Origin of the sequence: Streptomyces caeruleatus, assembly GCF_001514235.1 — a bacterium.
GTDB lineage: Bacteria > Actinomycetota > Actinomycetes > Streptomycetales > Streptomycetaceae > Streptomyces > Streptomyces caeruleatus.
The window spans coordinates 275616-298613 of record NZ_KQ948925.1 but is presented as its reverse complement, the minus strand read 5'-3'; the positions used below and the strand labels follow the sequence as shown (position 1 = coordinate 298613).

Genomic DNA, 22998 nt, shown 5'->3' with positions numbered 1-22998 from the left:
CTCCTGTTGCGGGCTGCGCGGACGGCAGAAGTACGGACCGGCAGCTTATGGCACCCGCGCGGTCAGCCGAGCGCGTCCCGCAGCGCGGGCAGCAGCGTCTTCTGCGCCCAGTCGATGTACGGCACCTGTGTGTCGCCGCCGATCTGCACCAGGGCGATCTCGGTGAAGCCCGCCTCGGCAAACGGGCGTACGGCCTCGACGAAGGCGTCCGGGTCGTCGCCGCACGGGATCGAGTCGGCGACGTCGTCCGGGGTGACGAACTGGGTCGCCGCCTCGAAGGAGTCCGGGTGCGGCAGCTCCGCGTTGACCTTCCAGCCTCCGGCGAACCAGCGGAACTGGGAGTGGGCGCGCTTGATCGCGGTGTCCCGGTCGGGGTCGAAGCAGACCGGCAGTTGCCCCACGCGCGGCTTGCCCGCGCCGCCGTGCCGGTCGAACGCCGCCAGCAGGTCGGCCTTGGGTTCCGTGGCGATCACCAGGTCGCCGAGCCTGCCGGCGAGCTCGCACGACTGGTCCCCGGAGACGGCGATGCCGATGGGCGCAGGCTGGTCCGGAAGGTCCCAGAGCCGCGCCGACTCCACGTCGAAGTGCGGGCCGCGACGGTTCACATGGCCGCCCTCGAACAGCGCCCGGATGATTTCCACCGCCTCTTGAAGCATCTCGTGCCGCACGTCCACGGCCGGCCAACCACCGCCCACCACATGCTCGTTGAGGTTCTCGCCCGAGCCGAGCCCCAGCCGGAACCGGCCCTCCGACAGCAGTTGCAGCGTGGCCGCCTTCTGCGCGACCACGGCCGGGTGGTAGCGGAACATCGGACACGTCACATAGGTCATCAGCGGAATCCGCGAGGTGGCCTGGGCGGCGGCGCCCAGCACACTCCACGCGTACGGCGAGTGACCCTGCGAACGCAGCCACGGAAAGTAGTGGTCCGAGGTCACGGAGAAGTCGAAGCCCGCCTCCTCGGCGCGGACCAGGTGGTCCACCAGCTCACGGGGGCCGGCCTGCTCGGTCATCATCGTGTATCCGATCTGCACCATGGGGGCCGAGTCCCCGGACACGGGTGGGGAAAACGGTACGCAGGGGACGGAAGCGGCGGTGCCGATCACCACGGCCCCCGGCCCCCGGCTGCGGAAAACCCCTCGGCCACGCTCCGGGCTCGGGAGAGGATGCCGGTATGTCTGCCCGCCCGCTGCCCGCCAGCGCCCCCGCTGCCCAGGGCGTCGACGCCTCCGGTGTCCTCGCCTTCCTGGACGCCCTCGACGCCGCCCCCGACATCGAGCCGCACAGCCTGATGATCCTCCGGCACGACCGTCTCGTCGCGTCCGGCTGGTGGGCGCCGTACACCCCCGAGCGCCCGCATCTCCTCTACTCGATCAGCAAGAGCTTCACCGCGACCGCCGCCGGGATCGCCGCCGGCGAGGGGCTGATACGGCTCGACGACCCGGTGATCTCGTACTTCCCTGAGCTCGACGCCGACATCACCGATCCGCGCAGCCGCGCGATGCTCGTACGGCATGTGGCGTCCATGGCCAGCGGGCACGAGAGCGACACCGTCTTCGAGGCGTACGGCCGCGACCGCGAGGACCTCGTCCGCGGCTTCCTCCTGATCCCGCCGCCCCGCGATCCGGGGACCGTCTTCGCGTACAACCAGCCCGCCACCTTCACTTTGTCGGCGATCGTCCAGCGAGCGAGCGGCCAGTCGCTGACCGACTATCTGCGGCCGCGTCTGCTGGACCCGCTCGGCATCGGCGAGATCGCGTGGCTGAGCGACCGCGGTGGCCGGGAGCTCGGCTTCAGCGGGCTGCACGCCACCACCGACGCGCTCGCCAAGCTCGGCCTGCTTTATCTGCGCGGCGGGGTGTGGGAGGGCGAGCGACTGCTGCCCGAGTGGTGGGTGGCCGAGGCCACGCGCACCCAGATCCCGAACGCCGGCGTCATGCCCGGGGACGACTGGCAGCGCGGGTACGGCTTCAAGTTCTGGATGTCCCGGCACGGCTACCGCGGTGACGGTGCCTTCGGTCAGTTCTGTGTGGTGCTGCCCGAGCAGGACGCCGTGATCGCGACGACCGCGGACACCTGGAACATGCAGGGCCTGCTCAACCTGGTCTGGGAGCATCTGCTGCCCGCGTTCCGGCCCGCCGCCCTGACCGGCGCCGAGGCGGCGGACGCGGCCCTGGCGGAGCGGCTGGCGGGCCTCGCCCTGCCGCCCGCCGCCGGCGAGCCCGCACCGCCCGAGGGCGCCGAGGCCTGGTCCGGGGCCGCGTTCACCCCGGACGGCGGCGTCTGCGAGCACCTGCCCAAGCTGACCGCGATCGACCTCACACGGGACGCGGACGGCTGGGCCCTGACGCTCACCGAGGACGGGCACCCGCTGCGGCTGCCGCTCGGGGGCACCGGCTGGACCGTCGACGAGGGCGAGGTGCCCACCGCGGTGAGCGGCGGCTGGACCGACGCCGACACCCTCGTCGTGGACGTCGCGTTCCTGGAGACCCCGCACCACCTGGACGTGACCTGTTCGCTCAAGGGCCGTACGTTCATGGCGCGTTGGCGCACCGAACCGCTGCACAGCATGCCGCTGCGGGCGATGGGCGCACCGCGCGCGTCGGTGTGATCAGTCCTCGGAGACCTTGAAGGTCCGCAGGACGACGCCGAGGGCCTCGCGGTTCGCGGCGTCGTCCCAGTCGGCCTCCGGGGTCGTCCAGCGCAGGGAGTAGCCCCGGTGGTCCGCGATGAGGAAGCCGCGGCCGAGGGTACGCAGCCGGGTGCCGTCCTTCTCGGAGAGCCACTGCATGTCGGCGGCCTCGTACCCCTGGTACGTGGTCGCCTCGATGTCGCCGATCAGCTCGAACCCGGCCTGCTCCGCCAGGCCGGGCTGGACGTCGTCGCGCCAGACGGCGACGGGGTCCGGGCCGAGGGCCTCGCTGTAGGTGACCGCCAGTCTGCGCGGATCGTCGTCGGCGCTGAAGATCACCCGGTACGCCACGTCGCCGGCCCGCTTGGTGCGCACCGCGGTCCAGCCCTCGGGCAGGGCGACGGAGAAGCCGTCCGGTGACGTGTACGTCGTGTATCCGGGCGGTAGATCCGCCGTGCCCGAAGGTGGGGCGGTGGGCGTTTCCGGCTCTGTCGTCTCCTGGGTGGGGGACGCGCTCGGCGTGGGCGTCCGGGACGGCCCGGTCGGCGCGCCCGCTGAGGTGGCCGGGCCGGGCGCCGTGTCCGCCGCCGAGGAACCGGAGTCGTCGGGCCGCCCGCTGGTCACCACGAGGACCGCGGCGGCGACCGTGACGACGGCCAGGGCGGTGCCGAAGACCATGGCACGTCTGCTCCAGCCGGGTGCCACGACGCGTCGGCCCCGCAGCCGAGGTGCCGTCCGCAGTGGAGTCTCGGGGTCCTCGTTGAGGACGCGGACGAACGCGTCCCGCACCACGGGCCGGCTCAGCCGCTCCCGGGAGTCCTTGCGCAGCAGCCCCTGCACGGCCTGGGTGAGCGGCCCGGACCGTACCGGGGCGCGCAGCGGAAGCCGGTCCACACCCTTCAACGTGGTTTCGGGCCGGTCACGTTCACGGTAGGGCGGGCGCCCCTCGACCATCGTGTAGAGGATCGCGCCGAGCGCCCACAGGTCGGACGCCGGGCCGATGCGCTCGTCGCGGGCCTGTTCCGGTGCGGCGTACGACGGTGCGGCGACCCTCGGGGCGAGGGTCGCGCCGGCCAGCCCGAAGCCGGTGACCACGACCGAGCCCTCGTCGCGCACGAACACCTGGCCGGGGCTCAGCTCACCGTGCGTGATGCCCGCGACATGCGCGGCCTCCAGCACGTCGAGCAGTTCGAGGCCGATGCGGGCGGCCCGCACGTAGTTGAACGTGCCCTGCTGGGCGAGGAGTTCGCCGAGCGGGATGCCGTCGATCCACTCGGTGACGGTCCACAGGCTCCCGGCCTCCTCGATCGCGTCCACGACCGTGGCGACGGAGCCCGGGCGCAGCAGCCCGATCCGCTCGGAGGTGCGCAGGATGCGTGAGGTGGCCCGGCGCCCGTCGTCGGGGCTCGGGTCGTCGGGAAGCCCGATCTGGGTGAGGAGGCACGGGCGCTCGGTCTCCGTGTCCTCGCCGTAGTAGCTGACGCGATTCGTCTCGCGATGGACGACATCGACGAGCCGATACCTTCCGGCGACCAACTCGGCTGTGGAGACGCGCGCCTTGACCATGGCCATCCCTCGTTGAACCCCTGGCTCTCATTTCTCACAGGAAGTACGAGAGGTGCGACGGGAAGCGTTCAATGAAATCCCCAACCAAAGGGCGCTTCCTTTCATTTGCTTCTGACGCATGAGTAAGCTGACGAAAAAGTTAAGGGAATTGAGCTGGAACACTTCAGCGGAGACCGAAAGCCGCCGCCCAGCGCAGCACGTCCCCGGTCGTCGCGTTGCCCCCGCACACGACGAGACCGACCCGGGCACCGTCCCCGGCCCGCGCCAGAACCTGCCGGGCCGCGGGCAGCAGACAGCCGGCGGCGGGCTCGGTCCACACCTTGGCGTGCTCCGCGAGCTCTAGCACACCGCGGACCGCCTCCCGGTCCGGCACCACGAGCACCTCGTCGACCAGCGCGGACACATGGTCGTACGTCAGCTGGGACACGGCCGGCGCGCTCAGCGTGGACACGATCGACGACAGCGTCACCGGAACCGGCCCGCCCGCCGCCAGCGCCTCGGACATGGCCTGCGCGCCCTCGGTCTCCACACCCCAGATCCGCACGTCCGGACGGCGGGCCCGCAGGGCGACGGCGACACCCGCGACGAGCCCGCCGCCCCCGACGCTGACGATCACGTCCGTGAGCTCACCGGCGTCGTCGGCGAGCTCCAGCCCGACGGTGCCCTGGCCGGCGATCACCAAGGGGTCGTCGAAGGGATGGACGAGCGTCAGCCCCTCGTCCCGCAGCCGGGTGACGAGTGAGAACGCCCCGTCCATGTCGTCGGTCAGCCGCACCGACGCCCCGGCGTCCCGGGCGATCTCGACGGCGCGGGCCGGCGCCGAACGCGGCATCACCACGGTGGCCTTCACATCGAGGACGGCGGCCGTCATCGCGAGGGCGATCCCGTGGTTGCCCCCGCTGACCGCGACCACGCCCGCCGCACGCTGGGCGTCGCTCAGCGACAGCAGCTTCGCCGTCGCACCGCGCGCCTTGAACGAGCCCGTGCGCTGGAGGAGTTCGAGCTTCGCCGTCACCGGCACACCGAGCAGCGCCGACAGGGCGGGGCTGGGGACGGTCGGGGTGTGTACGACATGGGCGGCGATGAGGTCGGCCGCGGCTTCGACGTCCGAGATCCCGATCAAGGCAGTCACCTTTCCGGCGTGGGGGCGGGGGCCACGCCGTCTGGCACCCTGACGCGGGAGGTGGCCGCGGTCAACTCGGTTTCACCGAGGGCGCCACGATGACGCGACGGTCACGTCGTCAGCCTGTGAACCGTGCTTTCACAGATCACGCCGGACCAGGAAGTCAAGCAGCGACCGCAGCTCCCCGATGGGCCCTGCCTTCAACGGCACATGGGCCAGAGCCGCCTCCACGGCGGTCACATGACGCCGTGCCTCCGCGAGCGCCGCCGAGCGTCCGCCCGCCTCCGCGACCAGCGCGGCCACTTCGCCGGGGTCCGCGGCGGCCGACCCCAGCAGCCCGGAGAGCCGACCCGCCGCGGGCGAGTCGAGCGCCGCCAGCACCGGGAACGTCTTCTTGCGCTCGCGCAGATCGCCGTACACCGGTTTCCCGGTGACCTCGGGATCGCCCCAGATCCCCAGCAGATCGTCCACCACCTGGAAGGCGACGCCCAGATGCCGTCCGGCACGGTCGAGGGCGGTGACGGTCGCGGGCGGCGCGCCGCCGAGCAGGGCGCCCAGCGCGGCGGCGCAGCCCAGCAGGGCGCCCGTCTTGTGTTCGGCCATCGCCCGGTACTCGTCCGGCCGTACGCGCTCCGGTCCCGTCCAGGGCCGGGTGGCGAACAGCAGGTCGTCGGCCTGCCCGCGCACCAGGTCCTGCAAGGCCACGGACAGCAGCCGTACCGCCCGCGCGCCCGCCGGTGCGGTCGCGAGCGTCTCGACGGCCAGCGCGAACAGCGCGTCACCCGCGAGCACGGCCGGCCCGGTGCCGTACGCCTGCCACACGGTGGGGCGGCCGCGCCGGGACGTGTCGCCGTCCATGATGTCGTCGTGCAGCAGGGAGAAGGCGTGCACCAGCTCCACCGCGACCGCCCCGGGCACCGCGACCCGCCCGGGCGCACCCGCCGCCTCGGCACCGAGCACGGCCAGGGCCTGCCGGATGCCCTTCCCGCCGGAGGCGACGGCCGGTGCGCCGCCCACCTCGCACCAGCCGAAGGAGTACGCGGCCATCTCGCCGACCCACGGATGCGTCCGCCCCACGGCCTCCCGCAGCGCCGGGCGCACCAGTGCGCGGCAGCGGTCGAGGACGTGGCGGGCGTCGGCCGGAGCCTGTACCGCGGAGGGGAACGTCGTCACCGTACGGCCACCGTCCCGGCACCCGCCCCGACAGCCGCCACGGCGCTCCCCGCGGCGGCCGGCGCGGCGCCGAACTCCTCCTGCGCCCGCGCCACCATCTCCCGCGCGTGCCGCAGCCCGATGCGCTCCAACACCTCGGCCAATTCGGCCAGTTCGGCGAGGGTCTCGGCGCGGTCGCGGCCCAGCCGGGCCCGTGACTTGACCAGCCCCAGCCGGGACAGTGCCTCCCCGCGCGGCTCGCTCATGGCGCGGAACTCCGCGAGCGCCTGCTCGTACAGTCCGCGGGCCTCCGCGTAACGCCCCGCCCGGTACAGGACGTTGCCGCGCATCTTGTGGTTGTAGGCCAGCGCGCTGGACAGCTTCATCGCACGGCAGCCGGCCTCCGACTCGGACAGCAGCTCAAGCGCCCGTTCGGTGTCGCCGTCGCGTACGGAGACGATGTCGGCGAGCCCGCGCAGCGCCCAGGCGTGGCCGCGCCGGTCCTCGGCGCGCGAGGCGATCTCGGCCGCCTCCTCGAACAGGTCGTACGCCGTGTCGTACGAGCCGGTGTTGCGATGGATCTGCGCGATTCCCTCCAGCGCCCACACGGTGTGCCGCGCCTCACCGCGCCGCCGTGCCTCGGCCAGCAGCTGCTCGTGCAGCCGGCGGACTGCCTCGTAGTCGCCCTGGATGCGGCCGGTCTCGGCAAGGCCGGCCAGCGAGTAGCCGCGTACGACGATGTCGCCGCCGCGCTCACCGAGGTCTGCCGCGAGCTGGAGCAGCCGCCTGGCCAGCGGGAACGCGCCGCGCTGCCGGGCCAGCGTGCCGCCGCTCCACAGCGCCCAGGCCATCGCCGCGGTGTCACCGGCCTCCCGCGCGGCGCGATAACTCGCCTTCCAGGCCCGCTCCGCGTCCCCGACCTGCCCCAGCCGACGGTGTGCCTCGGCGACCGCGAGCCCCGAGCGCGCCGCCTCGCCGTGCTGCCCTGCCTGCTCGGCCGCTCTCAACTGCTCGGTGCCGGCGGCCAGTACGTCGGTCAGCGAGGAGTTCACGGAGAGCTTGGTCAGGGAGCCCTGGTACTCCGGGGCGAATGCCTTGCCGTACATCGATGCCTCTCGATCGATATACATGCCGTCTCTACCCTGTGTGTATAGATGGTGTGTATACGTCATGGGTATACGCGGCATGTATAGAGCGTTGGAAACCGGCCCTGGCCGGAAAGGGCGGCCAGGGCTTCACCTGTTGTCGATCAAGACGTCGGCAGGGCGGACGGGGTTGCTCGTGAGGCGCAGATCACCTCACGGGCGGCATCAGTGCTGCTGGGCCTTCTGCGGTGTCGCCTCGCTCGGCCGTACGACGACATGTCCCTGGCCCTCCAGCATCAGCTGCACGGCCTCCCCGGAACCGCCGCGCAGCATTGAGCCGAGGGACTGGGAACGGTGCAGCGACGTGTTCAGACCGGCGGTCCAGCCGACCACCGCGTCCGTGTCCACGTACACCGGGTACTGCGGCGAGACCGGGATGACGAGGGGGTTGCCCTCACACACCAGGCCCAGTTTGCCGTGGCCGGAGAAGACGCTGTTGAACAGGCCGCCGCCGGTGATGCCGGCGCCCTTCACCGTCGCTATCCGGTACGACAGCGAGGCGTCGAAACACAGGACGTTGCGGCCGTTGACCGTGAACTCGTCGCCGGGGTCGACGTCGACGACGAAGCAGTTCTGCGCCTCGTGCGCGAACCAGGCCTCGCCCTGTCCGCGCACGGCCATCAGGGGCAGCCCCTCACCGGTCATGGCCCGCTTGAGCATGCCGCCCACGCCCTGGTCCTTGCGCTCGAACCGGAGGTTGCCGCGGTAGGCGACCATCGCGCCCTGGCGGGCGTGCATCTCGCCGTTCACCGCGTACTTGATGCATTTGGCGTTCTCGATCGTCATGCCCGGCGCCGTGGCGGGCTGGACCATGTGCTCGCTGGAAAAGAGGTCACCCTTCATGGGGGCATCCTGTCCCGGACCGTTCCCTTCCGCCTAGATCGCGGCGTGTCGCCGTCCATGGGCGGTCAGCCGCCGAAGAGTTGGGTCCAGTAGGTGCCGGCCGGCCCGCCGCCCGCGAAGCCGATCCCTATGTGGGTGAAGTCGCGCTTGAGGATGTTGGCGCGATGGCCCGGGCTGTTCATCCAGCCCTCCACGACCTCGCCGGGGGAGCGCTGGCCGCATGCGATGTTCTCGCCGATCGTGCGCATCCGGGAACCCGCGGCGGCGGCCCGGTCCCAGGGCTGGGTGCCCTCGGGCGAGGTGTGGGAGTAGAAGGCGCGGGCCGCCATGTCGGCGCTGTAGGCCTGTGCGGCGGTGGTCAGCGCGGGGTCGACGGACAGGGGATGCAGCCCGGACCGGGCCCGTTCCCGGTTGGTGAGGCCGACGACCTCGGCCGCGGTGCGCGGCAGGTCGCCCGGCGCGAGCGGTCTGGCCCACAGTGCCGTCCAGTAGGTGTCGCCCGAGCGGCCGCCGCTGACGTACGCCACGGCGGCGTGGGTGAAGGCCGGGTCGCGCAGGGTGCGGCGGGGCTGTTCGGTGCGCAGGCAGTAGGCGATGAACTCGACGGGGGTGCGGGGGCCGGAGACCAGGTGTTCGCCGAGGGTGAGATACGCGTATCCGGCGCCGGTGATGCGCTGGTACACGGAGACACCGTCAGGGCCCTCGACGCCGAGCCGCCCTGCCGCGGCCATGGCGGAGGCGTGGGCCTGAGCGGCAAAGGCGAGGCGGGCGTCGAGCGTGACGGGCGGTGAACCGACGTCGGCACGGGCGGAGTTGGCCAGGCCGAGGAAGCCGTCGCGGTCGGGGAGCGGGGCATGGCGGGCGTGCGGGGCGGTGACGGCGGACAGGGTGTGCACCGAGGGCCGCGCGGTGGGCATCGGCGGGGCGCCGGGCCCGGGGGAACCGGTGGGTGGGGGAGGGGCGGGTGTCTGCCGGGCCGGAGAGGGCGTCGCGTCCTCGACGACGTCCACCCCGAAGTCCCGCGCGAGCCCCGCCAGCCCGTCCGCGTACCCCTGCCCGAGGGCCCGCAGCTTCCAGCCGCCGCCACGCCGGTAGACCTCCGCCAGCAGCAGTACCGTCTCCTGCCGCGGACGCGGCGGGGCGAACCGCGCGACCGTGCGGCCCCCGGAGTCGGTGACCTGGAGCGCGGGGGCGGGCAGCCGGCCCAGGGCTGTGCCGGGGTCGGCGGGGCTGACGACCACCGTGACCCGGGTCGCGCCCGAGCGCAGGCGCGGCGGGTCGAGGGTCAGCGTGTCGCCCCGCAGCCGGGCGCCCGGCGCGGACGGCTGGTTGTAGAACACGAAGTCGGCGTCGCCCCGGACCTTGCCGCTGTCGTCGGTGACGAGCGCGGACACGTCGAAGGGGCCGGGCACCCGGACGGTCACGCTGCCGCCCGGGAGGGGCACATTGCCCCCGGGAACCAACTCGCTCATGGGGCCGTCCTGCTGGGTGGTTCGGGATCCGGTGGGGATGTCCGCACAACGCGCACCGGATCTCGAGGGTTCCCGGCCGACCCGCGCCCTCAGCCCTCGTCAGTGGCCGGCGGGTTTCCCGCTGCGATGACCTCGTGCCGTTCGACGGGTGTCGTGGCCCGCCCCGACTTCTTCGCCGGCTTGCCGCAGAACGCCGACTCCAGCGTGGTCAGCATCGTGTTGTGCAGCGCGCCGTTGTTCGAGGCGTTGGCGAGCGCGGCCAGGCTGCGTTTGCCGTCCTTCGACGCGAAGGCGTACGTGTAGTAGCCCTGTACGGCGCCAGTGTGGCCGTACACGGAGACACCGCACGACAGGTCCCGGCGCCGCAGCCCGAGCCCGTACGCCTGCGTGCCGCCCGCCGGCACCCACCGCTGCATCTGGGCCAGCTGCGCCCTGGAGGTCAGCCGGCCGCCGAGCAGCGCCGACAGGAACGTGTTGAGGTCCCGGGTGCTGGAGATGACGGCGCCCGCGCTCTGCGCCCAGGACACCGTCTGCTCGGTGGCGTCGACGAGCGCGGCACCCGCCGCGTCCGGAGTGAGATAGCCACGGGTGTGCCGGCCGGGGATCTTCTTGCCGGGGTGCACGTAGAACGTGTCGCCCAGCCCCAGCGGCTTGATGATCCGGTTCTGGTACTCGGTGCGCACCGAGTGCCCGGTCAGCTTCTCGATGAGCATCCCGGCGACGACGAAGTTGGTGTTGGAGTAGGAGTACGCGCCGCCGGGCCCGGTGGTCCGGGGCTTGCTCAGGGAACGGTTCACCAGCTGCCGGTAGGTGAAGACCTTGCCGCGGACCGCCTCGAAGCCGGGAACCGTCCGCGCGAACATGTCGTTGCTGTAGTCGTACAGGCCGCTGCGGTGGCTGAGGACATGCCGCACCGTGATGCGGTCGTCGGGCAGCAGCCCCGGCAGATAGCGGTTGACCGGGGCGTCGAGCTTCAGCTTCTTCTCGTCGGCCAGTTGCAGCAGGACGACGGCCGAGAAGACCTTGGTGACACTGCCGATGCGGAACCGGTCGGCGTTGCTGATGGCACGCCGGGTCCTGCGATCGGCGACACCGACGGCCGCCCAGTGCACCGAGTCGCGGTCGTCCAGGCGCGCGATGGCGCCGGGCGCGCCCTGCCGCTGGGCCGTGCGCAGGACGTTCCACACCCCGGTGACGTCCGGCGCGGGCAGGGCGCCCGCCCGGGCGTCGACCTTGGTGGCGCCGGGTTTCCCGGCCCCGGACACGGCGTGTGCGGGCACTGTCAGGAGCGCCACCAGGGCTGTCGCCATCGCCGTACCCCTGACCACCGTTGCTGAGACCATCCGGCTTCCTCCCGTTTCTGTCGACGTGTCGCCCGTACGAGAACGATCACCTTCGTGCGGGGCAACCTTCTCGCATCCCGTCACATCGCCACGGACGACGCACAGTTGGACAGTCATTGATCACCGGGTAGGAGTCCTCGATCGCCGATCGGATCCGTCGTGAACGAATCCTGCTTCTTTTATTGACGGCGGAAAATAAGGGCTCTAGGTTCCCGGCATGTCCTCGACCCGACGCGCCGAGACGTTCCCGGCGAACACGCCGGCCGCCTCGCAGATCTTCACCACGGTCCTGTCCCACGGGCCGCTGACCCGACTTGAGGTGGCCCGGCGGGCGGGACTGTCCCCGGCCGCCGTCACCAAGGCGGTACGGCCGCTGATCGAGGCCGGCTATCTGGTGGAGGACGCGGACGAACCGGCCCGCCCGACCCTCGGCCGCCCCGCCAACCCGGTGCGCGTCGACGGGGGACGGGCCCTGTTCATCGGCGTCAAGGTGACAGGCGACGAGATCATCGGCGTGCTCACCGACCTGTGCTGCCGGATCCGCCTCGCCCGGCACGCCCCGCTCCCGGACCGGGAACCGAAGCAGGTCCTGGCCTCGGTCGCCGAGCTGACCGGCGAACTGCTCGCCGAGGCGGCCGACTTGGGCGTACCGGTCCTCGGTCTCGGCATCGCCGTCTCCGGTGACGTGGACCGCGGCGCCGGCGTCGTGCGCTACTCACCCTTCCTGGAGTGGCGGGACGTGCCCCTCGCCGAACTCGCGGCCGCGACCACCGGGTTGCCGGTCACCGTCGACAACGACGTACGGGCTCTCACCGTCGCCGAGCAGTGGTTCGGCGCCGGCGTGGGACTGTCCGACTTCGCCGTGGTGACGGTCGGCGCCGGCATCGGCTGCGGGCTCGTGGTGCACGGCCGGGTGGTCGCCGGCGCGCAGGGCGTGGCCGGGGAGATCGGCCATGTGACCGTCGACCCGGCCGGTCCGCCCTGCCACTGCGGCAACCGGGGCTGCGTGGAGGCCATCGCGGGGGACGCGGCGATCCTCCGCCGGATTCGCGAGGCCACGGGCGTCGAGGTCGCCGACACCGCCGCCGCCGTGGAGCTGGCCCGTCAGGGCGACACCGGCGCCCGCGAGGCCTACGCGCGCGCGGGCGAGGCGATCGGCCGGGGCATCGCCACCGTGGCCAACCTGCTCGGCCCCGAGCGGGTGGTCATCTCCGGCGAGGGCCTCGCCGCCTACGACCTGTTCGCCGAACAGATTCGCGACGCGTTCACCGCGGCCGCGTTCGGCTCCGCCGCCCAGTGCGACGTACAGACCCGCCCGCTGCCCTTCGAGGAGTGGGCGCGCGGGGCCGCGGCCACCGCGATCCAGTCCTTCATCAGAGCCGACCAGCAGCGGTAGAGCCGCTGCACCACACCATGGAGGTACGGCCCATGCGGTCATCCTCGTACCCCGTCCTGCCCGCACGCCCCCTGAGAGCCGTGGTGGTCCTGGCCCTCGCCGCAGGTGTCACCGCCGCCGTCCCTGCCGCCCGGGCCGAGACCACCGCGCCCCCGGCCGCCATGACCTCCACCGAGGTGGCCGCCAAGCCCTACATGGGCTGGACGAGCTGGACCATGCAGTCGTCGAAGTACCCCGGCCTCAACCCGAAGGGCGACTACAGCTACCTGTCCGAGGCGAACGTCCGCAAGCAGACCGACGCCATGGCCGCCAAGCTGAAGAAGTTCGGCTACGAGTACGTCAACATCGACGCCGGCTGGTGGATGGACTGGTCCTGGAAGCCGCGGTTCGACCGGTACGGCCGGCAGCAGGCCGACCCCGAGCGCTTCCCGAGCGGCATGAAGGCCGTCGCCGACCGCATCCACGCCAAGGGCCTCAAGGCCGGCATCTACCTCCCGGTCGGCTTGGAGAAGGGCGCCTACGGCGACGGAAGGACGCCGGTCTGGAACGCCGAGGGATGCACCACCGCCGACATCGTCCACGACGACCTGCGCACCACCAACGGCTGGGACAGCGCCTACAAGATCGACTTCTCGGATCCCTGCGCCCAGAAGTACATCGACTCCCAGGCGCGGATGTTCGCCGACTGGGGCTACGACTTCCTCAAGCTCGACGGCGTCGGCCCCGGCTCGTCCAAGAGCGGCGACAACTACGACGACGTCGCCGACGTCGCCGCCTGGCAGCAGGCCATCAGGGCCGCCGGCCGCCCGATCCACCTGGAGCTGTCCTGGTCGCTGGACTACGGACACGTCGAGGACTGGAAGAAGTACTCCAACGGCTGGCGCATCGACACCGACGTCGAGTGCTACTGCAACACCCTGGTCAGCTGGGAGAACTCGGTCGACGACCGCTGGGCCGACGCCCCCGCCTGGACCGACCACGCCGGCCCCGGCGGCTGGAACGACCTGGACTCCCTCAACGTCGGCAACGGCGAGATGGACGGCCTCACCAAGGCCGAACGGCAGAGCTACGCCACCCTCTGGGCGATAGCCAAGTCCCCGCTGTTCACCGGCGACGACCTCACCAGGCTCGACTCCTACGGCCTGAAGCTGCTGACCGACCGCGAGGTCATCGCGATCAACCAGAGCGGCACCCCGCCCGCCGAGCCCGTCACCCCCTCCGACCCGCAGCAGGTGTGGGCCGCGAAGAACCCGAACGGCACCTACACCGTCGCCCTGTTCAACCTCTCCGACGCGCCGGCCGCCGTGACCGCGAACTGGTCCACCCTCGGCTTCAAGGGCAGGGCGTCGGTGCGCGACGTGTGGAACAAGGAGAACCTTGGCGGCCACACCGACAGGATCACCCAGGCGCTTCCCGCGCACGGCTCCCGCCTGTTCATCGTCACCCCGCGCGGCACGGCCCTAGCCTGGACCGCCCACGAGGCCGAGGCGGGCACCCTGAGCGGCAACGCCTCCGTCGCCGACTGCTCCGCCTGCTCCGACGGCCGCAAGGTCGGCAACCTCTACACCGGCGGCAAGGTCACCGTCCGCGACGTCGTGGTACCCAAGGCGGGCACTTACCAGATCAAGGTCGCCTACGTCAGCGGTGACTCCCGGTCGATCCTGGTGTCCGCGGGCGGAGGCGGCGCCACCTCGCACAAGTTCGCCTCCACCGGCGACTGGGCCACGGTGAACAGCGTCCATGTGCCGGTGACGCTGAAGGCCGGGGCCAACACGATCATCTTCGACAGCGGCAGCGGCTACGCGCCCGACATCGACCGGATCGACGTACCGACCTCGTCCTGAAGCTACCCACGGCGCCCGCCCACGACCGCCAGGAGCCCGCCCGCCATGGACACCACCCCCACCCCCCGCCTGCCCAGACGCGGCCTGCTCGCCCTCGCCGCCGCGAGCGGAGCCCTCACCACCCTGCCCGCCTTCACCGCCTCGGCCGCACCCACGCGCCCTGCGACGAACTCGCCCGTCGGTGAAGGGAGTTCACGCCACCGACTCCGGTGGCGGGCCCCCGCCGACGAGCACTCCATGATCGAGCAGGGGCTGCCCGTCGGCAACGGCCGCCTCGGCGCCCTCGACGCCAAGGGCATCACCTACGCTCAGGAACTGGTGTGGGCGCTCTTCGGGAGCTACTGCACCGCGGCGGCCGAACTGCGCACCGACCCGGACCACGCGGCCACGATCGCCGCACTGCGCAGAAAGCTGTACCTGCCCCAGGTCAGCGAGACCACCGGCTGGCTGGAGGAGTGGATGTCCCCCGACAACCTGGGCGAGACCACGCACCGGCACCTGTTCCCGCTCGTCGCCCTGTTCCCCGGCGACCGCATCCGCCCCGACGGCTCCACCCCCGCCGACATCGTCGCCGGCGCCACCGCCCTGCTCACCGCACGCGGAATGGAGAGCTTCGGCTGGGCCAACGCCTGTCGCGGCCTGTGCTGGGCCCGTCTGAAGAACTCGGAGAACGCCTACCAACTGGTCGTCAACAACCTCCGCCCCTCGACCGGCGGCAGCAACGGCACGGTACCCAACCTCCTCGACATCTACGAGGTCGAACGCGGCCGGGGCATCTTCCAGATCGACGCCAACTTCGGTACCCCGGCCGCGGTGATGGAGATGCTGCTGTACTCCCGGCCAGGACACATCGAACTCCTCCCGGCGCTCCCCGACGCCTGGGCCGGCTCGGGCTTCGTCGAGGGGGGCGCGGCGCGCGGCGGCTTCGAGGTCGACCTGCGCTGGCGCGACGGGAAACCGACCGAGGCGCGGATCCACAGCGTCGGCGGCCGCACCACGGCGGTGGCGTACGGCGAGGTGTCCCGCACGGTCGCCCTGCGGCCCGGCGCCTCCGTCACGCTGCGGGACCTCGCCCGGTGAGGGCCGCGCTTTTGCCGGCCGTCGTCCTGCTGACCGTCGTCGCCTGTCAGTCCCAGGCCGCCGAGGCGCCCGCCGAGGCCACCGCCGAGCCGAGCGGTGTCGTCACCTGGGCCGCGAGCGCCGACCGGATGGCCGACGGCGTGGCCGGCCGCAGCTACCGGCTCGTCGTGCACACCAGCGTCGGCGGCACCGGCGTCCGGGTCCGGCTCTCCAACGCCTTCGGGGACCGGCCGCTGACCCTCGACAGCGTCTACGCCGGCCTCCAGAAACAACGCGCCGAGCTGCGGCCCGGCAGCAACCGGCGCCTCACCTTCGGCGGTGCCCGCACGGTCACCGTGCCGGCGGGCCACACCGTGTGGAGCGACCCGCTGCCCGGCCGGCTGCCCGCCGCGACCGACCTCGTCGTCAGCCTCCACAGCCCCGACGCGGGCGGCCCGGCCAGCGGCCACTGGATGGCCCTGCAGTCGTCCTACGCGACCCAGGGCGACCACACCGCCGAGGAGAGCGGCGCCGCCTGGACCATCCCGACCGGCTCCTGGTTCTACCTCGACGCCGTCTCCGTACGCGCCCCCGCGGGCACCGGAGCGGTGGCCGCGCTCGGCGACTCCATCACCGACGGCTGGCAGTCCACCGCCGACCTGAACCGCCGCTGGCCCGACTACCTGGCCCGCCGTCTGCAGCGCACGGACACGGCCGTGAAGGGCGTCGCCAACGAAGGGATCTCCGGGAACAAGGTCCTCGCGGACGGCCCCGGCCCAAGCGCCCTGAACCGGTTGGAGCGCGACGTCCTGAGCCAGCCCGGCGTACGGACCGTGTTCCTCTTCCAGGGCGTCAACGACATCAAGGCTCACACGGGCGTCACGGCCGACGACCTGATCGACGGCTACCGCGGGATCGTCGAGCGGGCGCACGCGGCCGGCAAATGCGTGGTCGGCGCGACCGTCGGCCCCTTCAAGGGCTGGCACGAATGGGACCCGGCCGCCGAAGCCGTACGACAGGAGGTCAACACGTTCATCCGCACCGGCGGTCTGTTCGACGCCGTCACCGACTTCGACCGCGTCCTGCGCAGCCCCTACGACCCCGCACGCATGCTGCCCGCCCTCGACGGCGGCGACCACATCCACCCCAACGACAAGGGGATGCAGGCGATGGCCGACGCCGTCGACCTGACGGCCCTCGACTGCGACAGCGACCGTTGAAGCCTCGCGGCCGGAACCTCAGCCGCGCAACGTCTTCGCCCAGTCGGCCGGCACCCGCCCCGCGGGCCCCGGTGCCGGCTGCTCGGCCGGATGGCTCACCGGCGCGGCCAGCTCCGGCCCCGACTCGTACAGCTCGTTCGACGCGTAGTCCCAGTACCAGCTCTCACCCGGCTCGAAGCTCTGCACGAACGGATGCCCGGTCTCCCGGAAATGCCCCGTCGCGTGCTGCGCGGGCGAACTGTCACAACACCCCACATGCCCGCACTGCGCACACCGCCGCAGATGGAACCACCACCCGCCGACCGCGTCGCACTCCACACACCCGCTGCCGCTCGGCGGCACGCTCGGGTCGATTCCCTTGCCGTCCCGGTCGCTGGTCATGCGGACTCCTCCTCGGCCGACGTGAGCGGAAGCAGCACCTGGATACGCGTGTCGCCCGGTTCCGACTCCACCTGAATGGTCCCGTGGTGCTTGTTGACCACGATCCGCCAGGAGATGTCGAGACCGAGCCCGGTCCCCTCGCCCACCGGCTTGGTCGTGAAGAACGGATCGAAGATCCGCCCCCGGTGCTCCGCCGGGATCCCCACACCCGTGTCCCGGAACTCCACCAGCAGCCGGTCGTGGTCCCGGGCCGTCCGCACGGTCAACGTCCCTTCGCCGCCCGCGCTGTCGATGGCCGAGACCGCGTTGTCGATCAGGTTCGTCCAGACCTGGTTGAGCTCCGCCGGGTACGCCGGGATCTCCGGCAGCGTACGGTCGTACTCCCTGACGACCTTGATCTGCGGGCCGATCTTCGCCGACAGCATCATCAGGGTGCTGTCGAGGAGTTCGTGCACGTCGGCGTTCCGGAAGGGCGCGCGGTCCAGCTGGGAGTACTGCTTGGCGGCGTCGACCAGATGGGAGATCCGGGTGGTCGAGTCGTTGATCTCGTCCATCAACAGCTCGGTCTCGACGGTGTAGTTGAGCCAGCCGATCGCGCTCGGCAGGATCTCCTCGTCGACCGCCGCCGCGACCTGGTCCAGCCAGTCCTCGTCGAGACCGGCCTGCACGAAGGTGGGCGCGATCCGCCAGCCGTCCTGGATGTCGTGGTCGTCCAGCCAGTCCGTCACGGCGTCCTCCCGGTCCGACGCCTCCAGCGGGCTCAGCGTCGGCGCCTTCGCGACCCGTTCGGCCGTGCGCTCCTGGATGTCGATGAGGTTGGCCATGACCTCGGGGGAGTACGAACCCTGCGCGATGATCGCCAGCTTGTGCCGCATCTTGCCGACCCGCTCCCGCAGCGTCGCGGTGGCCCGGACGGCGGCCGCCGCGGGGTTGTTGAGCTCGTGCGTGAGCCCCGCCGACAACGAGCCCAGCGCGAGCAGCCGTTCACGCTGGTTGACGGCCAACTCGGTGCTCTTCTGACCGAAGAAGAGACCTTCCAGCAGATGCAGGGCCATCGGGAACCACTCGCGGATCACCTCCGCGAAGGTCTCGGCGGGCAGGACGAAGAACCGCGTCGGCTCCGTGACCCGCATCGAGCTGTTGTAGACCTGCGGCACCCGGTCCCCGAGGTAGGCCTGCCAGGCCCCGGAGTACACTCCGCGCTGGGACGTCCGGTTGACCTCCACGTCGTCGCCGCCGACCCGCCGGGACAGCACGACGGTGCCCTCGACCATCACGTAGAAGCAGGTAGCGGGATCACCCTCGGTGTACACGGGACCGGGCTCGAACCGCTCCACCCGCCCCGCGCCGCACAGCCTGCCGAGCTGCTCGGGCGTGAGCTTCTCGAACAGGAACAGCGCCCCGATCTCCTGCGGGTTGCACGGCATCAACTGCCCGCTCATGACTGCTCCAGATACCGGTGGACGAGCATCACGGCCATGGCTCCCTCTCCGACGGCGGACGCGACCCGCTTGGCGGACTCCGCGCGCGCGTCACCCGCCACGAACACACCGGGGACGTTGGTCTCCAGGTGGTACGGCGGCCGGTCCAGCTCCCAGCCGGCCGGTGGCCGCCCGTCGGCGGTCAGGTCGGGCCCGGCCAGGATGAACCCGCGCTCGTCCCGCAGCACCGTCGCGTCCAGCCAATCGGTCAACGGGGCCGCGCCGATGAACACGAACATCCACTGCGCGTCGACCAGTTCGGTCCGCCCACTGTCCACGTCGCGCAGCGTCAGCTGCTCCAGACGGCCGGAGCCGTGCGCGGACTCCACGACCGTGCGGGTGCGCACCGAGATGTTCGGCGCCTCCTCGATCTGCTGGATCAGGTAGTGCGACATGGACGCCGCCAGCGACTCGCCGCGCACCAGCAGCGTCACCGACTTCGCCCCCCGCGACAGATACATCGCCGCCTGCCCCGCCGAGTTGGCACCGCCGACGATGTACACGTCCTGACCCTGACATGCGGGCGCCTCCGTGAGCGCCGACCCGTAGTACACCCCGCAGCCGGTCAGGTCGTCGCAGCCGGGCGCGGCCAGTTGCCGGTACGACACGCCGGTCGCCAGGATCACGCTGTGCGCGGCGACCGCCGAGCCGTCCGAGAACCGTACGACCCGGGCGGCGCCGCTGACCTCCAGCGCCGTGACCTCGCGCGCCGTGAGGATCTCCGCGCCGAACTTCGCCGCCTGCCGCCGTGCCCGGTCGGTGAGCTGGGCCCCCGACACGCCGTCCGGGAAGCCGAGGTAGTTCTCGATCCGGGAGCTCTGCCCGGCCTGCCCGCCCGTCGCCGACCGCTCCACCAGCACGGTCCGCAGCCCCTCCGACGCCCCGTACACCGCCGCGCCCAGCCCCGCGGGTCCGCCGCCGATGACGACCAGGTCGTAGAAGTCGGCCGTCGGCATCGTGGCAAGCCCGACCTGCGCGGCGAGCTCCGGTGCCTCGGGCGCCACCAGAGGCGTGCCGTCCGGCGTGATCACCAGCGGCAGTTGCTGCCCGTCCTGCTCGGCGGCGGCCAGCAGCCGCTGCCCCTCGGGTTCGTCGGCCGAGTACCAGCGGTACGGCACCTGGTTGCGCGCGAGGAACTCCCGCACCTCCGACGACCGCGCCGACCACCGGTGCCCGACCACCTTGGTGCTGGGCACCGGCCGGTAGTCACTGCGCCGCCACGCCTCCAGCAGATCGTCCAGGACCGGGTACAGCTTCTCCTCGGGCGGATCCCAGGGCTTGAGTAGATAGTGGTCGAGGTCGACGACGTTGATCGCGTCGATCGCCGCGCTCGTGTCCGCGTACGCGGTCAGCAGCACCCGCCGCGCGCCCGGGTAGACGTCCAGGGCCTGTTCCAGGAACTCGATGCCGTTCATCTGCGGCATCCGGTAGTCGGCCAGGATCACGGCCACGAGATCGCCGCGCAGCTTCAGCTCACGCAGCGCCTCCAGCGCGGACTCGCCGGACTCCGCCCGCACGATCCGGTGCGACGCGCCGTAGCGCCGCCGCAGATCCCGGGCGACCGCCCGGGACACGCCCGGGTCGTCGTCCACGGTCAGGATGACGGTCCGCGCTGCGTCGGCGGCCTGTGCCATACGTCTCCCACCCCGGGATCGGAACCAGGGCACGGCGTCTCCACGTTGCCGCGCCGACTGGGGCCCATCGTATGTTCGATCCGCCCGCTCCGCGCGGGTATGCGGGAGGCGACGGTTCTCAGCCGCGCCGCGGGGCGAGCACGCAGAACTCGTTGCCCTCGGGATCCGCCAGCGTCACCCACGGCTCGCCGCCGCTCTGCCCGACGTCGGCATGTCGGGCGCCGAGCGCGAGAAGGCGGGTGACCTCGGCGTCCTGGTCCTCGGGGCGGAAGTCGAGGTGCAGGCGGTTCTTCACCGTCTTGCCCTCCGGGACCGGCCCGAAGATCAGGCCGGGCATGCGGTCCGGTTCCGGCCGGATCTCGAACTCCTCGGCCGAGTCGTTCAGCACGACCCAGCCCAGCGCCTCCGCCCACCAGCGGCCCAGAGCCGCCGGGTCGGCCGAGTCGACGACTACCTGCTCCCACTCCAAAGCCATGGCCGCAGCGTAGTGAAGACTGGGCCCGAAGGACGTGACCACGACAGCAGGAGGCAGCCGGAATGACGCGCCCGATCACGGCAGGGGTGGACGGCTCGGAGGAGAGTCTCGCCGCTCTCGGCTGGGCGGCCCGGGAGGCGGTCCGTCGGGGGCTGGCCCTGCGGGTGGTGCACGCCTGGCGGTTCCAGTCGCACGAGGCGATCGACGCGGGAGACCCGGACATCCAGGTCCAGTGGGTGCGGGAGGGTCTCGCGGAGGCCGCCCGCTCCGTCACCGAGCGCCACCCGGGCCTGGAGGTGACGACCGACGTCATCGACGACGGCTCCGTGGACACGCTGGTCGCGGCCGGGGCGGACGCCGAGATGCTGGTGCTGGGGTCACGGGGCCAGGCCGCGGTCGTCGGGTTCCTGCTGGGCTCCGTCGGACAGCAGGTGATCGCCGGAGCCAAGAGCCCCGTGGTGCTCGTGCGCGCCGGGGACCAGGCCGCCGCGGAAGCCGCCGGACGCGAGATCGTCGTGGGCCAGCACGGGGACGCGGACGACAGCGCCGCCGCGCTGCGGTTCGCGTTCGAGACGGCCGCGGCACGCGGTGCGACCCTGCGCGCCGTACGGGCCTGGACGCTGCCGCCGCTGTTCGCCTACAGCCCGGCCTCCCTGAAGCTCCTCGACGAGGCCGGCGGGCTGGAGCCGTACGAGAAGAAGTCCCTGGGCGAGGCGCTGCGGCCGTGGCGGGAGCGCTTCCCCGACGTCCCGGTGGTCGAGCACGTCGAGATGGGCAGTGCCGGGCAGGTGCTGCTGTCGGTCGTCGGACGGGCCCAGCTGATGGTCGTCGGGCGGCGCGCCCGCCGTACGGCCGTCGGCGCCCGGATCGGCTCGGTCGCACACGGCGTCCTGCACCACGCGCCCTGCCCGGTGGCGGTCGTACCGCCCGTCTGAGGACGTACGGCCGAGCCGGCCCGCCACCCGTCCCGGCTCAGTCGGCTGTCGGCAGAAGCGTCTCCCGGGCCTGGGGCAGGATGTTCTCGATGTAGTCCTCGACCACCGTGTCCAGGCCGATGTCGTGCTGCGCCCGCTCCGTCAGGTACCAGCGGTGTTCGAGCAGCTCGTGATAGATCTCGGCCGCGTCCATCGCACCGCGCAGCTCCAGCGGCACGGCCCGCACCGTGGGCCGGAAGACGTCCCGCACCCAGCGGTGGGCGAGGACCTCCGGGCGGGCGCCGAGGGGGTCGCCCGGGGCGTAGTCGTCCTGGGTGGCCATCCAGCTCTCCAGGTCGTTCAGCAGCCGTCGGGCCTGGTTCTCCTCGGTGTCCAGGCCCGTCAGGCGCAGCAGTTGACGCTGGTGGTGGCCGGCGTCCACGACCTTGGGCACGAAGGTGACCGTGTCGCCGTTCGTGGCGTGCTCGATCTGCATCTCGGCCACGTCGAAGCCGAGGTCGTTCAGCCGGCGGATCCGGCGCTCGATGTAGTGGTACTTGCCCGCCGGGTACACCGAGGTGCGGGTCAGCTCCTCCCACAGACTGCGGTAGCGGGCGCAGATCTCGGTGCCGAACTCGATCGGGTCCACCGAGGGGTGCAGCGCCCCGGACGCCTCCAGGTCCAGCAGTTCGCCGCTGATGTTGACCCGGGCGAGGTCCAGGTCGTAGTCGCGCTGGCCGTTGCTGAGCTGCGGGTGCAGATCGCCCGTCTCGGCGTCCACCAGGTACGCGGCGTAGGCGCCCGCGTCGCGCCGGAACAGCGTGTTGGACAGCGAGCAGTCGCCCCACGCGAACCCGGCGAGGTGGAGTCGGACCAGCAGCACGGCCAGCGCGTCCATCAGCCGGTGCATGGTCGCCGGACGCATCGTCGTCTCGAACATCGAGCGGTACGGCATCGAGCCGCCCAGGTGCCGGGTCACCAGGACCGACTCCAGCGGGCCGCCGTCGCCGTCGGCGCGTCCGGTGACCACGGCCAGCGGGTCCACCGCCGGGATGCCGATGCGGTCCAGGTCGCGCAGGAGCTCGTACTCGCGCAGCGCCGGGCGCTCGGCGAGCTCCTTGACGGCGATCACCTCGTTGCCGGCCCGGGCGTAGCGCACCACGTGCCGGGAGATACCGCGCGGCAGCGGGACCAGGACGTCGTCCGGCCACTGCTCCAGTGGCAGATGCCAGGGCAGCTCCAGCAGGAGCGCAGGGTGCTCCGGGTTCGTCGCGCTGATCTGCAGTGCCATGGGCCGTTCGTCCTCGCCTCGCCGGTGATC

At 72.1% G+C, this 22998-nt stretch carries 18 protein-coding genes and 1 pseudogene; 6 read left to right on the top strand and 13 right to left on the bottom strand.

The features are described 5' to 3' along the window. Positions 1–62: 62 nt before the first annotated feature. On the bottom strand, positions 63–1034 hold the full coding sequence (locus AQJ67_RS06185) for an LLM class F420-dependent oxidoreductase (RefSeq protein ID WP_062717025.1): 972 nt from the start codon (positions 1032–1034) through the stop codon (positions 63–65). 137 nt (positions 1035–1171) lie between these two features. On the opposite strand from AQJ67_RS06185, the gene AQJ67_RS06180 reads away from it, so the two are divergent. Then, positions 1172–2608, top strand: coding sequence for a serine hydrolase domain-containing protein (locus AQJ67_RS06180; protein ID WP_062717024.1), 1437 nt, complete (start codon positions 1172–1174; stop codon positions 2606–2608). Here AQJ67_RS06180 and AQJ67_RS06175 read toward each other — a convergent pair whose 3' ends face one another. From AQJ67_RS06175 to AQJ67_RS06145, 7 genes are all read right to left on the bottom strand, one after another. Beyond that, the gene (locus AQJ67_RS06175) at positions 2609–4201 is read right to left on the bottom strand and encodes a serine/threonine protein kinase (protein ID WP_062717023.1); all 1593 of its coding nucleotides are present in this window, start codon (positions 4199–4201) and stop codon (positions 2609–2611) included. A gap of 157 nt (positions 4202–4358) precedes the next feature. Next, entirely contained in the window at positions 4359–5318 is a 960-nt protein-coding gene (locus AQJ67_RS06170) for a threonine/serine dehydratase family protein (RefSeq protein WP_062717022.1), read from the bottom strand. Between the two features lie 138 nt (positions 5319–5456). Then, positions 5457–6491, bottom strand: a complete 1035-nt coding sequence (locus tag AQJ67_RS06165; RefSeq protein WP_062717021.1) for a polyprenyl synthetase family protein — start codon at positions 6489–6491, stop codon at positions 5457–5459. Further along, positions 6488–7576, bottom strand: coding sequence for a tetratricopeptide repeat protein (locus AQJ67_RS06160; protein WP_062717020.1), 1089 nt, complete (start codon positions 7574–7576; stop codon positions 6488–6490). Before AQJ67_RS06160 ends, AQJ67_RS06165 begins: the two co-directional genes overlap by 4 nt. Before the next feature lie 204 nt (positions 7577–7780). Continuing rightward, positions 7781–8458 (bottom strand): AIM24 family protein, encoded by a 678-nt coding sequence (locus AQJ67_RS06155; protein ID WP_062717019.1) that lies wholly within the window; start codon positions 8456–8458, stop codon positions 7781–7783. A 65-nt stretch (positions 8459–8523) separates the two neighbouring features. Then, entirely contained in the window at positions 8524–9930 is a 1407-nt protein-coding gene (locus tag AQJ67_RS06150) for a CAP domain-containing protein (RefSeq protein ID WP_062717018.1), read from the bottom strand. Positions 9931–10019: 89 nt separating this feature from the next. Next, positions 10020–11273 carry a serine hydrolase domain-containing protein gene (locus AQJ67_RS06145; RefSeq protein ID WP_079055803.1) on the bottom strand — a complete coding sequence of 418 codons (1254 nt, stop codon included), beginning with the start codon at positions 11271–11273 and terminating at the stop codon, positions 10020–10022. A gap of 217 nt (positions 11274–11490) precedes the next feature. On the opposite strand from AQJ67_RS06145, the gene AQJ67_RS06140 reads away from it, so the two are divergent. The 4 genes and pseudogenes from AQJ67_RS06140 to AQJ67_RS06125 all read left to right on the top strand — a co-directional run bounded on the left by AQJ67_RS06140 (position 11491) and on the right by AQJ67_RS06125 (position 16792). Further along, the gene (locus tag AQJ67_RS06140) at positions 11491–12669 is read left to right on the top strand and encodes an ROK family transcriptional regulator (RefSeq protein ID WP_062717017.1); all 1179 of its coding nucleotides are present in this window, start codon (positions 11491–11493) and stop codon (positions 12667–12669) included. A gap of 32 nt (positions 12670–12701) precedes the next feature. After that, positions 12702–14513, top strand: coding sequence for an alpha-galactosidase D (locus AQJ67_RS06135; protein ID WP_062717016.1), 1812 nt, complete (start codon positions 12702–12704; stop codon positions 14511–14513). A gap of 276 nt (positions 14514–14789) precedes the next feature. After that, positions 14790–15593, top strand: a pseudogene (locus AQJ67_RS46605) (glycosyl hydrolase family 95 catalytic domain-containing protein); the annotation flags it as partial. After that, positions 15590–16792, top strand: coding sequence for an SGNH/GDSL hydrolase family protein (locus tag AQJ67_RS06125; RefSeq protein WP_062717015.1), 1203 nt, complete (start codon positions 15590–15592; stop codon positions 16790–16792). The pseudogene AQJ67_RS46605 and the gene AQJ67_RS06125, both read left to right, overlap by 4 nt. 18 nt (positions 16793–16810) lie before the next feature. Here AQJ67_RS06125 and AQJ67_RS06120 read toward each other — a convergent pair whose 3' ends face one another. The 4 genes from AQJ67_RS06120 to AQJ67_RS06105 form a co-directional block, all read right to left on the bottom strand. Continuing rightward, positions 16811–17173 carry a UBP-type zinc finger domain-containing protein gene (locus tag AQJ67_RS06120; protein ID WP_062717014.1) on the bottom strand — a complete coding sequence of 121 codons (363 nt, stop codon included), beginning with the start codon at positions 17171–17173 and terminating at the stop codon, positions 16811–16813. After that, on the bottom strand, positions 17170–18615 hold the full coding sequence (locus AQJ67_RS06115; RefSeq protein WP_062717013.1) for an ATP-binding protein: 1446 nt from the start codon (positions 18613–18615) through the stop codon (positions 17170–17172). The genes AQJ67_RS06120 and AQJ67_RS06115 overlap by 4 nt, the downstream gene beginning before the upstream one ends. After that, on the bottom strand, positions 18612–20288 hold the full coding sequence (locus AQJ67_RS06110; RefSeq protein WP_062717012.1) for an NAD(P)/FAD-dependent oxidoreductase: 1677 nt from the start codon (positions 20286–20288) through the stop codon (positions 18612–18614). Before AQJ67_RS06110 ends, AQJ67_RS06115 begins: the two co-directional genes overlap by 4 nt. 118 nt (positions 20289–20406) lie before the next feature. Further along, positions 20407–20763: a VOC family protein gene (locus AQJ67_RS06105; protein WP_062717487.1), complete on the bottom strand. Its 357-nt coding sequence runs from the start codon at positions 20761–20763 to the stop codon at positions 20407–20409. A 62-nt stretch (positions 20764–20825) separates the two neighbouring features. Here AQJ67_RS06105 and AQJ67_RS06100 point away from each other — a divergent pair, with 62 nt between their 5' ends. Then, positions 20826–21698, top strand: coding sequence for a universal stress protein (locus AQJ67_RS06100; RefSeq protein WP_062717011.1), 873 nt, complete (start codon positions 20826–20828; stop codon positions 21696–21698). A 37-nt stretch (positions 21699–21735) separates the two neighbouring features. Here AQJ67_RS06100 and AQJ67_RS06095 read toward each other — a convergent pair whose 3' ends face one another. After that, positions 21736–22968 carry a DUF4032 domain-containing protein gene (locus tag AQJ67_RS06095; RefSeq protein WP_062717010.1) on the bottom strand — a complete coding sequence of 411 codons (1233 nt, stop codon included), beginning with the start codon at positions 22966–22968 and terminating at the stop codon, positions 21736–21738. Positions 22969–22998 lie beyond the last annotated feature (30 nt).